This window comes from Halorubrum ruber (genome assembly GCF_018228765.1).
Classification (GTDB): Archaea; Halobacteriota; Halobacteria; order Halobacteriales; family Haloferacaceae; genus Halorubrum; species Halorubrum ruber.
In genome coordinates this window covers 1,044,565-1,063,746 of record NZ_CP073695.1, presented here as the reverse complement: position 1 = coordinate 1,063,746, position 19,182 = coordinate 1,044,565, and the positions used below count along the sequence as shown (strand labels likewise).

Here is a 19,182-nt window from a genome sequence, read left to right as displayed (position 1 = left end):
GCGTGAGTTAATACATGACAGTCGTCAGCGTCTCCATGCCGGAGGAGTTACTCGAACGGATCGACAGCTTCGCGGACGAACACGGGTACACCGGGCGCAGCGAGGTCGTCCGCGAGGCCTCGCGGAACCTCCTCGGCGAGTTCGAGGACGCGAAGCTGGAGGACCGCGCGCTGATGGCCGTGGTGACGGTCCTGTTCAACTACGAGACGACGAACGTCGAAGAGCGGATGATGCGGCTGCGACACGAGGACGAGGGGATCGTCGCCTCGAACTTCCACAGCCACGTCGGCTCGCAGTACTGTATGGAGCTGTTCGTACTGGAGGGCGGGTTAGAGGAGATATCGGCGTTCGTGGGGAAGGTCCGCGCGACGAAGGACACGCTCACGGTCGATTACAGCGTCACGCCCGTCGACGAGTTCGGCGCCGGCGCGCTCGGCGACGCCCACGCGCACGGCGGTCACGGGAGCGGAGAGGCCGGCGAGGGCGCGTCCGAGGAAGACGAAACGGAAGCGGGCGCGACCGCTGAAGACGACTGAGAGCGGGTCGAACGGGGTCGTGCGACAATCCGTTTCCCCGCCCTCAGGCGGTCTCGGGGCGGACCGATTCGAGCGCGGCGTCGAAGTCCTCGCCGGTGACCCCGACCTCGTCGGCGTGGTCGTTGGCGGCCTCGCCGTGCTCGTCGGCGACGCGCTCGATGGCGCGCATCGCGGCCGCTCGGGTCAGTGAGGCGATCTCCGCGCCGGAGTACCCCTCCGTCTCGTCTGCGACCCGTTCCAAGTCGACCTCGTCGGTCAGCGGCTTCTCGCGGGTGTGGACCTCCAGGATCTTGCGGCGCGCCTCGCGGTCCGGTTCGGGGACCTCGACGTGGGTCTCCAAGCGCCCGGGGCGGAGCAGCGCGGGGTCGAGCGCGTCCCGCCGGTTGGTCGCCGCGAGGACGACGAGGTTCGGGTTGTCGCTGGCGCGGTCGAGCTCGGTCAACAGCTGGGAGACGACGCGCTCGCTCACGCCGGAGCCGTCGCCGCCGGCCGCGTCGCGGTCGGTCGCGACCGCGTCGATCTCGTCGAAGAAGATGATCGCGGGCGCCGCCTGCCGGGCGCGGTCGAACAGCTCGCGCACCGCCTTCTCCGACTCGCCGACGTACCGGTCGAGGAGCTCGGGGCCGGCGACCTGGATGTAGTTGACGCCGCTCTCGCCGGCGATGGCGCGCGCGAGCAGCGTCTTCCCGGTCCCGGGCGGGCCGTACAGCAGGACGCCGGTCGGGGGGTCGGCGCCCGCCGCGTCGAAGAGGGGCCCGTACGAGAGCGGCCACGTCACGGCGCGTTCGAGCTCCTCCTTGGCGTCGTCGAGGCCGCCGACGTCGGCGAAGTCGGTGGTCGGCTGCTCGGCGACGTACTCGCGCATCGCGCTCGGCTCGACGCTCGCGTGAGCGGCCTCGAAGTCGGCCTTGCTGACGGTCACGTCGTTGAGCGCGCGCGAGTCCGACTCGCGGGCGCGGCGGAGCGCCGTCATCGCCGCCTCCTGCGCGAGCCCCTCGATGTCGGCCCCGACGAACCCGTGCGTCCGGCTCGCGATCCGATCGAGGTCGACGTCGTCCGCCAGCGGCATCCGGCGCGTGTGGACGTCGAGGATCTGCCGGCGGCCCGCCTCGCCGGGGACGCCGATCTCGATCTCGCGGTCGAACCGGCCGCCGCGGCGGAGCGCGGGGTCGATGGTGTCGACGCGGTTCGTCGCGCCGATGACGATCACGTCGCCGCGGGCGTCAAGCCCGTCCATCAGCGAGAGCAGCTGGCCGACGACCCGGTTCTCCACGTCGCCGCCGTCGTCGCGTTTCCCCGCGATCGAGTCGATCTCGTCGAAGAAGATTATCGCCGGGGCGTCGTCGCTCGCGCGCTCGAACACCTCGCGGAGCCGCTCCTCCGACTCCCCCTTGTACTTCGACATGATCTCCGGGCCGTCCACCGTGATGAACGTCGCGTCGACCTCGTTGGCGACGGCGCGGGCGATGAGCGTCTTCCCGGTCCCCGGCGGCCCGTGGAGGAGGACCCCCTTCGGCGGGTCGATGCCGAGCCGGGTGAACACCTCCGGCTCGGAGAGCGGGAGTTCGATCGTCTCCCGGACCAGCTCGAGCTCCTCGTCGAGCCCACCGATGTCCTCGTAGGTCGCGCCCGCGGTGTGTTCGGCGGGCGGGGCGTCGCCGGTCTTCGGCCGGGCGTCGTCGCCGGGGAGGTCGGTCCCCGAGCCCGAGGCGGTCCCAGATCCTCCGGCTCGGTCACTTCCCGCGTCCGTCGGCGCGTCGGCGCGGTCGCCCGCGGACCCAGCGTCGCTCGTCGGTTCGGCGTCGCCCTCGTACTCGACGGACACGTCGGTCGACGCCGTGATCCGGACGGTCCCCGCGGGCGCGGTCCGGGCGACCACGAACCGGAGGCCGCCGAGCCGCTCGACGTGGACGGCCTCGCCCTCGGTGACGGGACGGTCGCGGAGCTCGCGGGAGAGCGCGCGCTCGACCACCTCGCGGCTCACGTCCACCTCGGCGAGGCGGCCGGGCGCCGAAAGCGCCACACGGTCGGCGTCGGAAACGTCGACGGGCGCGATGGTCACGGTGTCGCCGACCTTCACGCCGGCGTTCGCACGGGTGTCGGCGTCGATGAGGACGGAGCCGTCGGGGGCGTCGGGGCCGCCCGGCCACACCTTCGCGACCGCGGTGCGCTCGCCGCGCACCTCGACCGTGTCGCCGCTGAGGAGGGCGAGCCGCTTGCGGGCCGACTCGGGGAGCCTGGCGATGCCCCGGCCCGCGTCCCGCTTCTCGGCGGCACGCACCGTGAGCCGGAGCCCTGCGGTGTCGTTCATACACACCCTTCCGGCCCGCGGCTCTTTATCCTTGTCCGACGCCGTCGCGAGCGGGTTCCCGGCCGCGGATATCGATCCAAAACGGTCGGGAGGGTAGTGACAGTTGCTTATAAATAGCGGCCGCGGTGGCGTGCGCCTGCGAGCGGCCGCCCTCGGCGGCCGCGAGCCAGCACGCGCGAGGGACGCGGCGAACGCGAGCGGCGAAGCCGCGAGCCGTGAGCCGCGAGGCTGGGGAGGCGTGAGGCGCGGTTGCGGTGCGGTCGGGTGGGACTCAAAGGGGCAGCCGGGAGGCGGGCGCAGGCGTTCACGAGAGCGAAGCTCTCGTGAGCCAATCAGAACGCGGGGCGTTCTGATGACGACGCAAGGACCACAGGGAGCGAGCAGCGCGAGCGACCGAGGACCGCAGCGAGCGTGCGCCCGCCTCCCGGCTGGGGCTTTGGAGGTATCCGTCGTCGATCCGCAGTCGATTATTTATAAGTGAGCGGCTGGGGATTTGGCGGTGTTCGCCGCCGATATGCTGCTAATCACATATAAACAGCCGTCGGCAATGCTTGAAACTCGCATTTATAAACGACTTCCGTCCCGATCGGACAGACCACAGTCAAGCGCGTATCGACCGCAACCCCCTTCCCTCGGCCGGCCGCGGTGACTGATATGCAACCGACGGGACACCTGCGGGGCGACGCGGTCCGCGTCGGCGGGGACGCCCGCCAGCGCTTCTACGACGCCCGGGGGTACGGGCGGCCGCTCGACGGGAACGAGATCGCGCTCTCGCGGGTCGAGGCCGCCCACCTGCTGTTCCGCGGCGACCTCTCCGGGATAACGCTGAGCGATGATTCAGATCCCGTCGGCTTCGAGCGCTTCTTCGTCGCGAGCGCGGCCGCGGCCGACCGCTTTGCGGTGCGCTTCCTCGTCTACTCCGACCTCCGCGACCGGGGCTTCTACCTCTCGCCCGCCCGCGAGCCGTGGCCGGGCGGGGATGACGCCCCGAGCGACGCGGTCGACTTCGTCGCCTACGAGCGCGGCGAAACGCCCGACACGGGCAACGTGAAGTACCCGATACAGGTCGTCGGCGAACGCGAGTCCGTCGCGGCCGCGGAACTGGCCGGGCGCACCCTCGCGGTCGTCGACGAGGAGTCCGACATCACCTACTTCGCGGCCGAAGCGGGCGGCATCGAGGGCGCGACCGACTACGAGCCGCCGAGCGACCTGACCGGCGTCCTCCTCGCCGATCGCGTCGTCGTCTGGGACGCCCCCGAGGACCTCTACGAGCGCGGCTTCTACGGCCGGCCGCTCACGGGGCGAGCCGCCGACGTGGAGGGCGCGCTCCAGCTCTCGCTCGTCGAGGCCGCATCGCTCGCGGCAGACGGCCGGCTGTCGCTGTCGGCGTCGGTGGAAGGCGAGAGAACTGAGGACGCGGACGCGAACGCCGGTGACGCCGCCGCCAGAGTCGTCGCCCGCGGCCGCGACGTGGAGGGCGAGCGGTTCGACCGCCGGCTCGCGGTTTATAAGCGCCTCCGCGCGGCCGACGCGGTGCCGAAAACCGGCTTCAAGTTCGGCGCCGACTTCCGGACGTACCTCGACGTGGAGACGGTCGACGACCTCCCGCACTCCGAGCACCTCGTGCGCGTGGTGGGGCCGGACCACGAGTTCTCGCCGCGCGAGCTCTCGCTCGACGTGCGGCTCGCGGGCGGCGTCCGCAAGGAGATGGCGTTCGCGCTGACCGCGGTCGGCGGCGAGCGCTCCAGCGACGGCGCCGCCGGCGCGACCCTCGACGCCGACGTGGAGTGGCTCTCGGTCGACCGGCTGACGCCGTAGCCGACCGGAGCCGGTCCCGCGGACAGCTACGACACCGTGACGGCGTCGTCGAACAGCGCGGCGAACAGCTTGTTCTCGGCCGCCCGGAGGTGCTGTGTGAACGTCGTCTGTGAGATGTCCATCATCGACGCAACCTCCTCGCCCGTGTGCTCGCGGGGCCACTCGAAGAACCCGGCGTAGTGCGCGGTGCGCGCCGCCTCGCGCTGTCGGTCCGTCAGCGCCCCCGCTAACTGCTTCCGGAACCCGGCCTCGGTCTGGACGTCCCGCTCGCGCTCGCGCTGCGCGACGAGCGTCAGCCCGTCGTACGCCGTCTGAAGTGCGTCGACGACGGAGCGGATGTCGTTCGAGCTGGCGACGTGCGCGACCAGCGTCCCGCTCGTCCCGGCGACCGAGAGCGACTCGACGCCCGCGCCGTACTGCGCCAGCGTCGCGACGATCGACCGCTCGCCGAGCGAGAACCGGAACAGCGAGCGTCCCTCGTGGGTGTAGACGTGCTGTGCCGCGTCGACGCCGTCGGCGCCGGCGGCGTACTCGGAGACGGCATCCGGTTCGGCGTCCGCGACCGTGACGTACTGGACGCGGTCGTCTTCGCCGCCGCCGACGTGCTCGACGTCGACCGTACAGTCCAGCTCCGCCGCCATGGTCGCCAGCGGCTCGTCGATCCCGGTCAGCTGGAACTCCAGCTCGGTGACGCTGTCCGCGGCGAGCGTCCGCTTGCTCTCGACGGCGCTGATCGCGTCGGCGACGGTGCGGCCCAGTTCTGCGAAGATGTCGCGCTCGATCAGGTCGAACGCGTCGGCGTTGCGGGTCATCACGACGAGTACGCCGTATTCCGCGCCGCGGTACGCGAGCGGCACCACGACGCAGTGCGACTCACCGGGACATCCGGCGAGGTCGTCGTCGTCGACCTCGGTGAACACCGGACGGGAGGCGTCGAGCGCCGCCTCGATCGGCGTCGGGTCGGTGGCGCACAGCGTCTCGATGTGGCCGTCGAGCGCGTCGACGTCGGCCCCCGAACACGAGCGCGGACTGACGGTGCCGTCGACGAGCCCGCGTCCGCCGGTCCAGGCCACGTCGAAGAGCTCGGCGGAGGCGAACTGCTCGCAGACGGCGGCCTCGATCTCGGCTCTCGTCGACGCGGCGACGAGCTCCCGGTTGACGTCTCGCAGCACCTCGTTCGTGTTGTTCAGGAGGGCCAACCGCTCGTTCTGGTCCTCGATGCGCAGCTCGCGTTCCTTCCGTTCGGTGACGTCGCGCTCGATCGCGACGTAGCGGTCCACCTCGCCGTCCTCGGTGATCGGCGCGATCGTCGCGTCGATCCAGCAGAGCTCCCCCGACTTCCGGCGGTTCGTCAGCTCGCCCTCCCACACCGACCCCGACTCGATCTGCTCCCAGAGCCCCTCGTAAAACTCGTCGTCGTGTTTCCCCGACTGCCAGAGTCGGGGATTCTCGCCGACCACCTCGTCCGGTCCGTACCCCGTGACCGTTTCGACGGCCGGGTTCGCGTACTCGATGGTGCCCTCCGGGTCCGTGAGGAAGATCGCGTGCCCGGCGTGTTCGATGGCCTTCCGGAAGCCCCGAAGCCGCTCGTTCGCCCGCTCTAGCCGCGCTTTGACGGCGTCCTCCTCGTCGACGTACTCGGAGAGGTAGTACACCGTCAGGAGGGTGAGCCCGCTCACGACGAGCCCGGGGAGCTCCTCGACCCCCGTGGTCGCCGTCCGGACGGTGAGCAGCTGCCGGAGCGTCATGAAGGTCAAAAGCAGCGTCAGGAAGCCGAACCGCCGATCGCGGGTGCTCGCGAGCAGCAGGACCGAGTAGCCGACGCCGAGCAGCCGAAGCCCGATCGAGAGCGCGATGATCCAGTTCATCCGCTCCGTTCCCTCCCTCGGCGGACCGTCGTCTCTGCCCCGCCGGTCGTTCGTCCGCTTCGGTACGGTGCGTTCATGTCCGGGGGGTGTCCGTTCTCGGTGATAATATCGGCGGTCGCCGTCGCGGGGCGCGAAACGGTCGATCCGGCCGACCGATCCCCCGATCCAAACAGTATTGGTACCCGGAATATGGGGTGTTCCCTCGGAGAGCGGCCGGGGCAAACTGTATTGGTATCACCCTTTCCACCGGGGTCTGCGTACGTTCACGCGTATGACCTCCAGGACTAACCGGCCGGCGCGGAACCGAGCGCCCGTCGGCGAGACGACCGGCGACGGGTGGTGGCGATGAGCACCGCTGACGACGGGGACACCCTCCCCGGCATCCCGAACGTCGGGAAAGCCGACCTCGACGCGATGGTGGAAGCGGAGCGGCCCGACCCGCGGGAGGAGCTCGCGGACGTCGAGGCGGACACCGACCTCGGCGTCGCGATGGCCGAGGACGCGCAGCGCGTCGCTCGCGGCGAGATCACCGGCGACGATTACTGGGAGAAGTACGACGAGGCCGCCGCCGCGGAGTTCGGCGAGGCGTACCGCGAGACGCCGAACCCGGCGGTCGACTCGGGCGACCAGACGGTCTCGACCGAGACGGCCGAGTCGCTCAGCTGTGCCGTCGGGTCAATGGACACGTTCTCGACGGAGACGGCGCAGGTCGAGGACGAGGCGGGAGACGAGTCGGACGGGGGGATCGGCGCGGGCGACGAGAAGTGGGGGATGGTGATCGACCTCCAGAAGTGCGTCGGCTGCGACTCGTGTACGGTCGCGTGCAAGTCCGAGAACCGAACCCCGCCCGGGGTCTCGTACAACGTCGTGATGGAGGAGGAACACGGCGAGTTCCCGAACGTCACGCGGACGAACGTGCCGCGCCCGTGCATGCAGTGCGACAACCCGCCGTGCGTTCAGGTGTGTCCCGTCTCGGCGACGTACAAGATGGACGACGGCGTGGTCAACATCGACTACGACCGCTGTATCGGCTGTCGGTACTGCAACATCGCCTGCCCGTACGGCGCGCGGTACTTCGACTTCGGCGAGAACTACGACGACGAGGTCGAGGGGGCGGGCGAGGTCACGAGCCCGGAGTACGGCGTTGACCGCGGCCCGCGCGAGGAGGGCGAGTCGCCGATCGGCAACATCCGCAAGTGTAGCTTCTGTACGCACCGGTTAGAGCGCGGCGAGGAGCCGGCCTGCGTCGAGACGTGCGTCGGCGACGCCCGGAACATGGGCGATCTCGAGAACCCCGACAGCGAGGTCGCGAAGATGGCCGACTCGTCGCGCGCGTTCCAACTGAAAGAAGACGAGGGGACCGACCCCAACGTCTACTACCTCAAATAGACCCATGGCGACACAGAGTCCACACGTCGAGTTCGACCCGGGGTTCGAGGACGACCGGCTGCGCGTCGCCTGGTACGCGGTCGTCGGCGTCCTCGTCGCCGTCGGCGCGTACGCGACGTACTTTCGGCTCACGGAGGGGATGGCGAGCACGAACCTCACGAGCGTCGTCCCGTGGGGCGCGTGGGTCGCGTTCTACATCTACTTCGTCGGCCTCTCGGCCGGCGCTTTCCTCGTGAGCACGATGGCGAACGTCTTCGAGGTCGAGGGGATGCACCGGATCGACCGCGAGGCGCTGTTCGCAGCCGTCATCAGCATGGCGGTGGCGCTGCTGTTCGTCTGGATCGACCTCGGGCGGATGGACCGGATGTACTTCCCGTTCCTCTGGCGCCAGCTGACCTCGGCGCTCTCGTGGGAGGTCCACGCCTACGTGGCCTACATCGGGATCTTGATCACGGAGCTGTACTTCTCGATGCGGATCGACCTTGCGCGGGTCGCCGAGCGCACTTCGGGGCTCAAAAGGCGGTTCTACGCGGCGCTCGCGCTCGGCCGGCTCGACACGAGCGAGGCGTCGCAGGCGTTCGACCGACGCTGGCTCAAGCGGGCCGGCGTCGTCGGGATCCCGCTGGCGATCTTCATGGTCCACGGCGGCACCGGCGTGCTGTTCGCCGTCTCGAAGGCCCGTCCGTACTGGAACAGCGGACTGTTCCCGGTGATATTCGTCGTCTCGGCGCTACTCAGCGGGACCGCCCTGGTGATGCTGATCTACGTGCTTCGGACCCGGCTGTTCGACGGCGAGTCGGTCGACCCTGACCTGTTGGATCGGCTCGCACAGCTGGTGATCGGCTTCATTATCGTCGACGCCGCGCTGACCGCCATCGAGACGTTCATCGCGATCGCCAGCCTCCACCCCCACGAGATCGAGACCTGGCAGGTGATCATGTACGGCCCGATGTCGTGGTCGTTCTGGTGGTTCATGGTCGGCTTCAGCTGGGTATTCCCCATGGTGTTGCTGAGCAAGCGGTCATGGCGGCGCTCGCCCTCGGTGATGGTTCTGGCCGGGCTGAGCGTCGTCGTCGGAATCGTCGCGGTGCGGTTCAACATCGTCGTTCCGGCGCAGGTCATGCCCGTGATGGAGGGGCTCCCTCACGGGTCGTACTTCCCGACCCTCGTCGAGTGGGGAACGAGCGTCGGCATGATCGGCGTCGGGCTGCTGTTGTACACGCTGGGCGCGGAGACGCTTCCGTTGACCCCGCTTTCCGGAGGTGACCACGAATGAGTTCCGACGATTCGGGCGAGGGCGGCGCGGGGGTTTCGCGTCGCGACTTCGTCAAGGCGGCCGGGAGTATCGGAGTTATCGCGGCGGCGAGCAACGCCGCGGTCGACGTGGACGTCGACGACCTGTGGACCGACGACGAACACCACTACGTCGGCGACGAGTACGGCGAGTACGGCGCGAGCGACGTGATACACACAACCTGCGGCCAGTGTAACACGTTCTGTCCGATCAAGGTCAGGCTCGCGGACGGGAGCGGCACCGGCGAGTACAGCTCGCTCGTCCGGAAGCTCGCCGGAAACCCGTACTCGTTCCTCACCACGCAACCGTTCTCGCAGGTCCCCTACGACAGCGACCCGGAGGACGTGGCGATGGGCGACGTCGATGGGAGCGGCGACGTCGACACCGACCGCTGGTCGCTTTCGGGCGGCCGGATCTGCCTGAAGGGACAGGCGGGCATCCAGACGGCCTTCGACAGCTACCGCGTCCGGCAGCCGATGAAGCGGGTCGGCCCGCGGGGCTCGGGCGAGTGGAAGACCGTCTCATGGGACGAGGCGATCCGGGACATCGTCGAGGGCGACGACGAGCTCGGCCACCCCGGGCTCGAAGACATCTGGGGGTACGCCCCGCAGGAGGCGGTGATGAGCGACTGGGAGGCCGTTCAGAGCGGCGAGCTGTCCAAGTCAGCGTTCGACGAGAAGTACGCGGACGACCTCATCGACACCGACCACCCCGACCTCGGCCCGAAGTCCAACCAGATCGTCGACGTCGGCGGGTTCCGGCGGAACTTCATCCGCAACCGGCTCTGGCATCAGGGGCTCGGGTCGATCAACAGCATCCACCACGCGGGGACCTGCGGCGTCTCGAGCGTGATGGGCAACGTTCGGTCGCACGCCGCCCAGAAGAAGCGGCAGTACCCGGACGTCGAGAACTGCGAGTACCTCATCGCGTGGGGGACCAACCCGATGGTCGCCAACAAGGGCCCGACGTGGCTCGCGCCGAAGCTGACGAACGCCATCGAGGACGGGATGCGGATGGACGTCGTCGACCCGCGCCTGTCGAAGACGGCCGAGAAGGCCGACACGTGGGTGCCCGTCGAACCCGGCGCGGACGGGGCGCTCGCGCTCGGGATGGCGCGGTGGATCATCGAGAACGACCGCCACGACCTGACGTACCTCCAGAACCCCTCGCGGTCGGCCGCGAGCGACGACGACGAGCCGACGTGGAGCGACGCGACACACCTCGTCCTCGTCGACGAGCCGGCGGGGCCGAAGGCGCACGCCGCCGACCTAGGACTCGTCGACGAGGACGACGAGGCCGCCGACGACTTCGTCGCCGTCGACGCGGCGACGGGCGAGCCGCGCCCCGCGAGCGAGGTCGACACGGCGGTCCTCGACGTCGACGTGACAATCGACGGGACGGCGGTCCGGAGCGTCTGGAGCCAGTACCGCGAGCGCGTCTTCGAACACACCGTCGAGGAGTACGCCGAGATGGCCGGCGTACCGGCCGAGCAGATCGCCGAGATCGCCGACGAGTTCACCAGCCACGGCAAGCGGGCGGCGATCATGGCCTACCGCGGGCCGGCGAAGCACACCAACGGCTTCTACAACACGCGGGCGATCGCCACCCTCCAGCACCTCATCGGGAACTACGACTGGAAGGGCGGCCAGATCACGCCGTACGCCGGCTACGACACCATGTCGGGCCGGTACGAGCTCGGTTCGGTCCCGGACGGCCACTCGCCGTGGGGGATCCCCCTGCTCCGCGGCGGCGTCAACTACGAGGACACCTCGCTTTTCGACCGCGACGACGGCTACCCGGCGAAGCGGCCGTGGTTCCCCGTCGCGCCGCCGCAGGCGACCCAGGAGCTCTACGGCAGCGCCGCCGACGAGTACCCGTACGGCGTCGAGGCGCTGTTCATCCGGCCGTACTCGAACAACCACGTGATGGCGGTCGCCGGCGGCGACGAGATCCCGGCGATACTGAAGGACACCGACACGATCCCGCTGATCGTCGCCTCGGACACGGTCATCGGCGAGACGAGCCAGTACGCCGACTACATCCTGCCGGAGCCGACCTACCTCGAACGGTGGGAGAACTTCGGGACGTACCCGAACAAGCGGCTGGCCGACGAGAAGATCAGCCAGCCGGCGGTGTCGGTCGTCCCGAACGCGCGTCCGTTCGAGGACGTCCTCGTCGAGCTGTGGTCGGAGCTCGACCTCCCGGGAGTCGGCGAGGACGCCGTCCCCGACGCCGACGGAGACCTGTGGCCCCTCGAACGGGCCGAGGACTTCTACCTGAAGCTCGCCGCCAACATCGCCTACAGCCGCGACCCGGTCGCGGACGCGAGCGAGGACGAGCGGCGGGTGTTCCGCGAGAGCCACGAGAACGGCCTCGGCGAGGCGTTCGACCTCGACCGCTGGAAGGCTGCGGTCACCGACGAGGAGTGGCCGAAGGTCGTCACCGTGTTGAACCGGGGCGGCCGCTTCGAGGAGCCGACCGAGGGGTACGACGAGGCGTTCGCCGAGCACGGTCACGACTACGACTACGCCGAGCGCGCGGACGACTCGAACGCCTACGACGGCGAGCACATGCGGTACAAGCTCGAGTCCCGCGTCGACTTCTACAGCGAGGTCGTCCCGAACGGGAAACACTCCTTCACCGGCGAACGCTTCGACCCGCTGCCGCGGGTCGACGACGTCGAACACTACGACGGCACCGTCCAGGCCGCGGTGAGCGGCGACGATGACCGGGAGCGCCCGCTCCGGCTGATCAACTGGAAGCCGCGGACGCAGGGCATGCACCGCACCCAGAACAGCCCGTGGCTCCGCGAGACGCGCCCCGAGAACCCGCTGTGGATCAACCCCCGAGACGCCGAGGAGCGGGGCATCGAGAACGGCGACGAGATCGCTATCGACGCCGGTCGCGAGACCGTCGACGGGGTCGCGATGGTCACGAGCGGCATCCGGCCGGGCGTCGTCGGGGCGATGTGGGGCTGGGGTCGGACCGGCGACGGGGCGACGGCCCAGACAGTTGACGGCGAGACGCGGCCGGCGGTCGAGGCCGACGGCCACAGCGACTACCAGTTCGACGAGCCGATGAGCGAGGAGGCCGGGTACGCGAAGGGCCGCGACGCCGGCTTCGCGATCAACCACGTCCAGCCGTTAGACGCGCGACTCGGCGACACCGGTCTCTCGGACCTGGTCGGCGGGAGCAACGCGCAGTACGACGCCTTCGTCGACGTGGAGCGGCGGTGATCAGCATGTCCGAAACCGCTCACGAGGACTTCGACGAGACGGCGACCGCAACGGCCCGCGCGCGGCTGTACGGGCTGCTGGCGGCGACCTTCGACGGCGAGGCCGAGACGACCGCGGCCGCGATCGACGAGGGAGCCTTCGCCGCCGTCGCCGAGGCGTTCCCGATCGACATCGAGACGGCGCCCCTGCGCGGCGACGAGTACGACGCGGACGCGCTGAAGATCGGGTACGACAACCTGTTCGTCGTGCCCGGGAGCCACTACGTCCCGCCGTTCGCGTCCGCCCACGCGGTCGACCCGAGCGAGGAGTTCGAGTCTGACTCGCGGTACCACACCGCCGGGGAGGCCGGCGAGCTGCTCGGAGACCCGGCCGCCGACATGGCTGAACTGTACGCCGTCGGCGGGTTCTCGCCCGAGCGGGGCGACGACATCCCCGATCACGTCGCCGCCTGCTTCGAGTTCATGCGCGCCCTCTGCGAGCGGGAGGCGGCGCTCCGCGACGGCGACGGAACCGAGTCGGACCTCGACGCGGTCCGCGAACTCCAGGCCCGGACGCTCTCGCGGCTGGGCTGGATCGACCGGTTCGAGGAGGCCGTCGCGAGCCGCGACACCGCGGAGGGCGTCTTCGCCGCGATCGCCCGGCTCGCGCGGACGTTCACCGCGTGGGACGCGCGAGAAGTCGTCGACGCCGACGCGCAGCCGTCCGAGAACATGACCGCGTAACCACGCCACCGTAACCACACCACCGATGACAACTACCACCATCTCAGACGCAGACTTCCGTGATCGCCTCCGCGCCGTCGACGACCCGGCGCTCGGGACGGACATCGTCAGCGCCGGCCTCGTCACCGACGTGACCGTCGACGACGGGACCGCCGCCGTCGAGCTCGCGCTCGGTGCGCCCCACGCGCCGGACGAGGCCGCCATCGCGGACCGCGTCCGCGAGGTCGCCGCCGACGCGGGGATCGACGTCGAGCTCTCGGCGAACGTGCCGCTGTTCGACGCCGCCGAGTCGTCGGTCCTGCCGGGCGTCAAGAACGTGATCGCCGTCGCCTCCGGGAAGGGCGGCGTCGGGAAGAGCACCGTCGCCGTCAACCTCGCCGCCGGCCTCGCGGACCGCGGGGCGAACGTCGGGCTGTTCGACGCCGACGTGTACGGCCCGAACGTCCCGCAGATGCTCGGCGCCGACGCCGAGCCGGACGTGGCGACCGTCGACGGCGAGGAGCGGATCGAGCCGCCGACCGCGCACGGGCTCGAACTGATGAGCGTCGGCCTGCTGATCGACGAGGACGACCCGGTCGTCTGGCGCGGCCCGGTCGCACAGAACACGCTCACCGACCTCTTCGACGACGTGTCGTGGGGGTCGCTCGACTACCTCGTCGTCGATCTGCCGCCGGGGACCGGCGACGTCCAACTGACGGTGCTTCAAAATCTCCCCGTCACTGGGACGGTCGTCGTCACGACCCCCCAGTCCGTCGCGGTGGGAGACACCCGCCGGGGCGTCCAGATGTTCGGGGAGTACCGGACCAACGTGTTGGGCGTCGTCGAGAACATGAGCGGGTTCGTCTGCCCCAGCTGCGGGGACACGCACGAGATCTTCGGCGAGGACGGCGGCCGGACGCTGGCCGACGCGGTCGACGTCCCGTACCTCGGATCGCTGCCGCTGGACCCGGCCGTCCGCGCGGGGGCCGACGACGGCGAGCCGATCGTGTTCGGTGACGACGGCGACACCGCGGCGGCGTTCCGGGAGTTGGCGGCGACGGTCGCGAACAAGGTCGGCGTCCTCCGGCGTCACCACCGACAGCGGGAGAGCGAGGGGCCGACCTGAAGCGGGAGGCGCCGCCGGCGCCGACGACGACGAAGCGTTCGCGTGGGCGGTATAGCGCGAAGCCGGCCCTGAGACGCCGCCGAGCGGAGATGAATCGGCCCGCCATCGGCCGGCTGACGCCGTCGTTCACGCCTCCGCTATCCGGAAGGAGACGACGTAGGTCCGACCGTCCGCCCCGAGCGAGAAGACGTACTCGCCCGGTCGGTCGAGCACCGCGTCGCGGCGGTCCGACGCGTCCGGCGCGGTCGGGTCGTAGCGGACCTCCCACGTCTCCGTCTCGCCCGGGGGCAGCTCCCGCACGGTCAGGTTGTGGGTGCCCGCCGGGGCGTTCGCGGCCGTCTCCCACTCGGGGGCGTCCGCTCCCCGCTCCGCGGCGTTCCGGAAGACGACCCATTGGTCCGGGTTGACCGGCACCGTTCCGTCCCCGACGTTCGTGGCGGTGACGCGGACGGTCTCGGCGTCTCGTTCGAGGGACAGCGAGAGCCCGCCCGCCCGTTCGTCCGGACACACCGGGTCGTCGACCCGCTCGCCGTCCGGTCCGATCGCGGGACAGGCGGGCGAGCCGGCGGACAGGCAGCCGGCGAGGACGACGAGGCAAGCGACCGCGACGAGTGCGAACCGAGACATACCCGGGACGACCGCTCGCCGTTCAAAAGGGGTGCCGGAGGCTACGACGATCGCTTGAGCCACCGCGTCCGGGCGCGAGCGCCGTCAGAGAGCGGGAGCTTTTTCCGGCGGTGACGCCCTTCGCAACCCATGGACGATCCCTCCATGTTCCCGTCCGAGTCGGACGAGTACGACATCTCGACCGTCGACCTCAGCGACGACCGCTACGAGGTCAAACAGTCGCTGGTCCGGAACAAGTACACCGTCCGCGACAGCGCCGGAAACGTGGTCCTCCGCGGGAAACAGAAGATGTTCAAGCTGAAAGAGGAGTTCCCGTTCGTCACCGGCGACGACGAGGACGCCTTCTCGGTGAAGGCGGGCGGCATTATCGACGTCGGCGGCAACTACGCCATCGTCGACGCGGGCACCGGCGAGGAGGTCGTCGTCTTGGACGAGGACTACTCGCTGTTCGTCGAGAACTGGACGATCCGCGACCCCGACACGGGCGAGGCGCTGGCGACGATCGAATCGAAGAACAAGCTGCTCTCGGGGCTCCGCCACCTCGTCGGGGCCGCGAACCTGATCCCGAACAAGTACGAGATATTCGACGCGGACGGCGGCCACGTCGGCGACATCGAGGGACAGTTCTCGATGCGCGACGCCTACACGGTCACCGTCGACGACGCGAGCGACGTGCCGAAGGAGGCGGTCGTCGCCGCGGCGTGCATCCTCGACGCTCTAGAGAACCAGTAGCGGCGGTCGGGGCAGCCGGTCGGTAGCGGCGACACGATTTTTACTGCGTACATACAACGTGTGTACATGAGCACGAAGCGCGTCAACTTCCGGCTCCCCGAGGAGCTGGTGGAGCAAGCGGACGTCGCCGCGGAGGTGACGCACAAGGACCGGACGGAGATACTCATCGAGGCCCTCCGGCGGTACTTAGCCGAGATAGAAGACGACGAGGAGTTCCGCGAGGCGGTCGTCGAACTGTACCTCGACGGCACCGTCGGATTCGATACGCTCGCCGAAATCGTCGGACGGCAGGATGCGGAGGCGGTCCGCGCCTCGAAGGAACTCCTCGACGACGGCGAGACGCTCGCCGACGACCTCGCGGACCTGTGAATGCTGGTCGCAGACACGAGCGCGTTCGTCTCGCTCGCGGTCGGCGAGGTCCTCGGCGTCGTGGTCCGCGAGTTCGAGGTCGTCACCACGGAGACCGTTCTCGGCGAGCTCCGAGAGACCGCCGAGTACGACGACAGACACGGTGACGCCGCCGGCCGGGCATTGGAACTGATCGAGGATATCGACGTGCGCTCCGTCGTCGACGAGAGCGAGGGGATCATCACGAGCCGAATCGACGAGGGCGAGGCGAGCTGCGTCGCCACGGTCCGCGAGACGGGCGCAGAATTCCTGATCACCGACGACTACAGGGCGCTCCCGGAGCTGCGGGCGGCGGTCGACGCTCGGGTCGCGCTGTCGCCGATCGTGCTCCGCGCGTTGGTCAAACGCGACGCGCTCAGCGAAGACGAGGCACGGGCGGCGTTCGAGACGATCGCAGAGCAGCGGGACTGGCTTGAGGCACCGATCCACCGGTACACGCGCGAGCTGTTCGAATGAGACTCGCCGACCGCGCGTCGGATTCGGTGGACCGTCACCCCGGCCCGCGCTACGCGCGGAACTCGTCGGCGTAGTCCGCGACGAACTCGCGGACCGTTCTCGGCGGTCGCCCCAGCAGCGTCTCGATGTCGTCGGTCGTCCGTCCGGAGAATCCTAGTCGAACGACCGAATACTCCGCGACCATGAACACGACGAATCCCGGAGAGAACCCGCGTCGATACATCTGCCGCGCGAACGTCAGCCGGGACGGGTCGGCGTACTCGATCGGCCTGTCGAGCACGTCCGAGAACACCCCGGCGACCTCGTGAAAGTCGAGCGCGGCCGGGCCGGTAAGGTCGTACGCCCGGTTCCGGTGTCCGGGGTCGGTGAGGACGGTCGCGGCCACCGCGGCCACGTCCCGCGCGTCGGTGAAACTCAGGACGCCGTCCCCCGCCGGGACGTATATCTCGTTGCGGTCGACGATCTCCGCGCGGTGGATCTCGCTCAGGTTCTGGGCGAACCACGAGGCGCGGAGGAAGGTGCACGCGAGGTCCGTCCCCGCGAGGTGCGTCTCGATCCGGCGATGCGGAAGGATCGGGAGCTTCCCCGCGCCGAGGATCGACAGGAAGGCGACGTGCTCGACGCCTACCCTGTCAGCGGCGTCCGCGAACTCGGTGATGTCGCTCACCGCGCTCCCCGGCGGGTACAGGAGGAAGAGTCGGTCGACGTCCGCGAGCGCAGACCCCCACGTCTCGGGGCGACCGAGGTCGAACTCGACGTACTCCAGCCCCTCACCGAACTGTTCGCGTGCGTCGTCCGGGTTCCGAGTCGCGAGCCGGACCGACGCGTCCCCGTCCGTGAGTTTCCGGACGAGGGGCTCGCCGACGGTGCCGGTCGCGCCGGTGACGAGGACGCGGTCCGCGGTCGGTCGCCCCGAGCTTTCCTCGCCGGTGGCGGCGCGTTCCATACGTCCCGTTCGCGCCTCGCGTATAAGATATTCAGCCCCGATCCGCGCACGAACGGCCCGCCGGCGTCGGCCTCGATCCGAGTGGGGACGCTCCGGCCGGTTTCGACGGCGCTCGCGCCGCCTACTCCCCGCCCAGCTTCGTCTCGCCGACCGCGTCGTGGCCCTCGATGACCTCCGTGCCGCCCATGTACGGGCGCAGCGCCTCGGGGACAGTGACGGTGCCGTCGTCGTTCTGGTAGTACTCTAAGATTGCGACGACGATCCGCGGCACCGCGAGCCCCGAGCCGTTGAGCGTGTGGAGGTACTCCGCGGACTCGTGGTGCTCCTCGCGGTAGCGGATCCCCGCGCGGCGCGCCTGGAAATCCTCGAAGTTGGAGACGGAGGAGACCTCGAGCCAGCGGCCGCCCTGTTCGGGCCCCTCGTCCATGTCGTCGGCGGGCGCCCACACCTCAATATCGTACTTCTTCGCCTGCGTGAACCCGAGGTCGCCGGTACACATCTCTAAGATGCGGTAGGGGAGCTCCAGGCGCCGGAGCACCTCCTCGGCCTCGTCGACGAGCCCCTCGAAGCGCTCGTCGCTCTCCTCGGGCCGGACGAAGTTCACCATCTCCACCTTGTTGAACTGGTGGACGCGGACGATGCCGCGCGTCTCCGTGCCGTGTTCGCCCGCCTCCTGCCGGAAGTTCGGCGTGTACGCCTGGTACTTTAGGGGCAGGTCCTCGCCGAGCAGGATCTCGTCGCGGTGGAGGTTCGTGACGGGTACCTCCGCGGTCGGGAGCAGCCAGAGGTCGTCGTCGTCGTACTCGTCCTCGTTCGACCCCTCGACGCGGTAGGCGTCCTCGGTGAACTTCGGCAGCTGCCCGGTCCCTCGCATCGACGCGGAGTTGACCGGGATCGGCGGGAACACGTCCTCGTACCCCTGCTCGCGGTGGACGTCGAGCATGAACTGGATCAGCGCGTGTTCTAGCCGGGCGCCGTCGCCCTTCGCGACGTAGAACCCGCCGCCGGCGACCTTCGCTCCGCGCTCGAAGTCGAGAATTTCGAGATCCTCGCCGAGGTCGTAGTGCGGCTCCACGTCGGCCGGAAGGTCGCGGAGCTCGTCGAACCCCTCGCGGCGGCGCTCGACGTTCTCCGACTCGTCTTCGCCCACGGGGACCGAGTCCTGCGGGATCTGGGGGAGTTCGAGTAAGGATTCCTCCAGTTCCGCCTCCAGTTCGTCGGCGCGCTCCTCGACCTCTTGGAGTTCCGACTTGAGCTCCTGCGAGCGCTCGATGGCCTCCTGAGCTGCTTCCTCCTCTCCGGCCTGTTTCAGGTCGCCGATCTTCGAGGAGACCTCGTTGCGCTCGTGTCGGAGGTCGTCGCCGCGCTGTTTCAGCTCCCGCCACTCCTCGTCGACGTCGAGAATCCGGTCGAGGTCCACGTCGACGCCCTTGTTTTCGAGCGCCTCGCGGACGACCTCGGGGTTCTCCCGGACGAACTGTCGAGACAGCATTTGACGAGAGTTCCGCGGGGCGACCCAAAACCGTATCGGAGCGTCGCTAACGTCTCACAGCGTCTCCTATTAGTTAGCACTCGGGAATCGGCGGCGAAGACTGTCAAAGCCCCAGCCGCTCGCTTATAAATACGCACCAGTAGATCGCCAGTGAACTCCCATAAAGCACCAGCCGTTTATTTATAAACAGATGTCAGCAGATCGCCGGCGAAGACTGTCAAAGCCCCAGCCGTTCATTTATA

The 19,182-nt window shown here is 69.4% G+C and carries 15 protein-coding genes; 10 read left to right on the top strand and 5 right to left on the bottom strand.

Going from position 1 to position 19,182, the window contains the following annotated elements; all coding sequences use genetic code 11:
• Positions 1–14: 14 nt before the first annotated feature.
• On the top strand, positions 15–536 hold the full coding sequence (locus J7656_RS05245; RefSeq protein WP_017344238.1) for a CopG family ribbon-helix-helix protein: 522 nt from the start codon (positions 15–17) through the stop codon (positions 534–536).
• A 43-nt stretch (positions 537–579) separates the two neighbouring features.
• Here the strand turns inward: J7656_RS05245 and J7656_RS05240 are convergent, their stop codons facing one another.
• Entirely contained in the window at positions 580–2,847 is a 2,268-nt protein-coding gene (locus tag J7656_RS05240) for an AAA family ATPase (protein WP_211554316.1), read from the bottom strand.
• Between the two features lie 654 nt (positions 2,848–3,501).
• Here J7656_RS05240 and endA point away from each other — a divergent pair.
• The gene (endA, locus tag J7656_RS05235) at positions 3,502–4,665 is read left to right on the top strand and encodes a tRNA-intron lyase (RefSeq protein ID WP_211554314.1); all 1,164 of its coding nucleotides are present in this window, start codon (positions 3,502–3,504) and stop codon (positions 4,663–4,665) included.
• Positions 4,666–4,691: 26 nt separating this feature from the next.
• On the opposite strand, the gene J7656_RS05230 is transcribed toward endA, so the two are convergent.
• Positions 4,692–6,533, bottom strand: coding sequence for a bacterio-opsin activator domain-containing protein (locus tag J7656_RS05230; RefSeq protein WP_026046292.1), 1,842 nt, complete (start codon positions 6,531–6,533; stop codon positions 4,692–4,694).
• Positions 6,534–6,878: 345 nt separating this feature from the next.
• On the opposite strand from J7656_RS05230, the gene J7656_RS05225 reads away from it, so the two are divergent.
• The 5 genes from J7656_RS05225 to J7656_RS05205 are packed head-to-tail and all read left to right on the top strand — an operon-like array spanning position 6,879 to position 14,279.
• Positions 6,879–7,922, top strand: coding sequence for a 4Fe-4S dicluster domain-containing protein (locus J7656_RS05225; protein WP_017344235.1), 1,044 nt, complete (start codon positions 6,879–6,881; stop codon positions 7,920–7,922).
• A gap of 4 nt (positions 7,923–7,926) precedes the next feature.
• Positions 7,927–9,198 (top strand): NrfD/PsrC family molybdoenzyme membrane anchor subunit, encoded by a 1,272-nt coding sequence (gene nrfD / locus J7656_RS05220; RefSeq protein WP_211554312.1) that lies wholly within the window; start codon positions 7,927–7,929, stop codon positions 9,196–9,198.
• On the top strand, positions 9,195–12,452 hold the full coding sequence (locus J7656_RS05215; RefSeq protein WP_017344233.1) for a molybdopterin-dependent oxidoreductase: 3,258 nt from the start codon (positions 9,195–9,197) through the stop codon (positions 12,450–12,452). Before nrfD ends, J7656_RS05215 begins: the two co-directional genes overlap by 4 nt.
• 5 nt (positions 12,453–12,457) lie before the next feature.
• Positions 12,458–13,174, top strand: a complete 717-nt coding sequence (locus tag J7656_RS05210; protein ID WP_017344232.1) for a TorD/DmsD family molecular chaperone — start codon at positions 12,458–12,460, stop codon at positions 13,172–13,174.
• 25 nt (positions 13,175–13,199) lie between these two features.
• Positions 13,200–14,279, top strand: coding sequence for an Mrp/NBP35 family ATP-binding protein (locus tag J7656_RS05205; RefSeq protein WP_017344231.1), 1,080 nt, complete (start codon positions 13,200–13,202; stop codon positions 14,277–14,279).
• 126 nt (positions 14,280–14,405) lie between these two features.
• Here J7656_RS05205 and J7656_RS05200 read toward each other — a convergent pair whose 3' ends face one another.
• Positions 14,406–14,906: a hypothetical protein gene (locus J7656_RS05200; protein WP_017344230.1), complete on the bottom strand. Its 501-nt coding sequence runs from the start codon at positions 14,904–14,906 to the stop codon at positions 14,406–14,408.
• Positions 14,907–15,035: 129 nt separating this feature from the next.
• Here J7656_RS05200 and J7656_RS05195 point away from each other — a divergent pair, with 129 nt between their 5' ends.
• The 3 genes from J7656_RS05195 (at position 15,036) to J7656_RS05185 (ending at position 16,502) form a co-directional block, all read left to right on the top strand.
• Positions 15,036–15,638, top strand: coding sequence for an LURP-one-related family protein (locus J7656_RS05195; protein ID WP_017344229.1), 603 nt, complete (start codon positions 15,036–15,038; stop codon positions 15,636–15,638).
• Positions 15,639–15,704: 66 nt separating this feature from the next.
• On the top strand, positions 15,705–16,007 hold the full coding sequence (locus tag J7656_RS05190; protein WP_017344228.1) for a ribbon-helix-helix protein, CopG family: 303 nt from the start codon (positions 15,705–15,707) through the stop codon (positions 16,005–16,007).
• Complete coding sequence (locus J7656_RS05185; RefSeq protein ID WP_211554310.1) at positions 16,008–16,502, top strand: PIN domain-containing protein; 495 nt, start codon at positions 16,008–16,010, stop codon at positions 16,500–16,502.
• A 49-nt stretch (positions 16,503–16,551) separates the two neighbouring features.
• Here the strand turns inward: J7656_RS05185 and J7656_RS05180 are convergent, their stop codons facing one another.
• Both J7656_RS05180 and serS read right to left on the bottom strand, forming a co-directional pair.
• Positions 16,552–17,448: an NmrA family NAD(P)-binding protein gene (locus J7656_RS05180; protein WP_017344226.1), complete on the bottom strand. Its 897-nt coding sequence runs from the start codon at positions 17,446–17,448 to the stop codon at positions 16,552–16,554.
• Between the two features lie 121 nt (positions 17,449–17,569).
• Entirely contained in the window at positions 17,570–18,940 is a 1,371-nt protein-coding gene (gene serS, locus J7656_RS05175) for a serine--tRNA ligase (RefSeq protein ID WP_211554308.1), read from the bottom strand.
• Positions 18,941–19,182 lie beyond the last annotated feature (242 nt).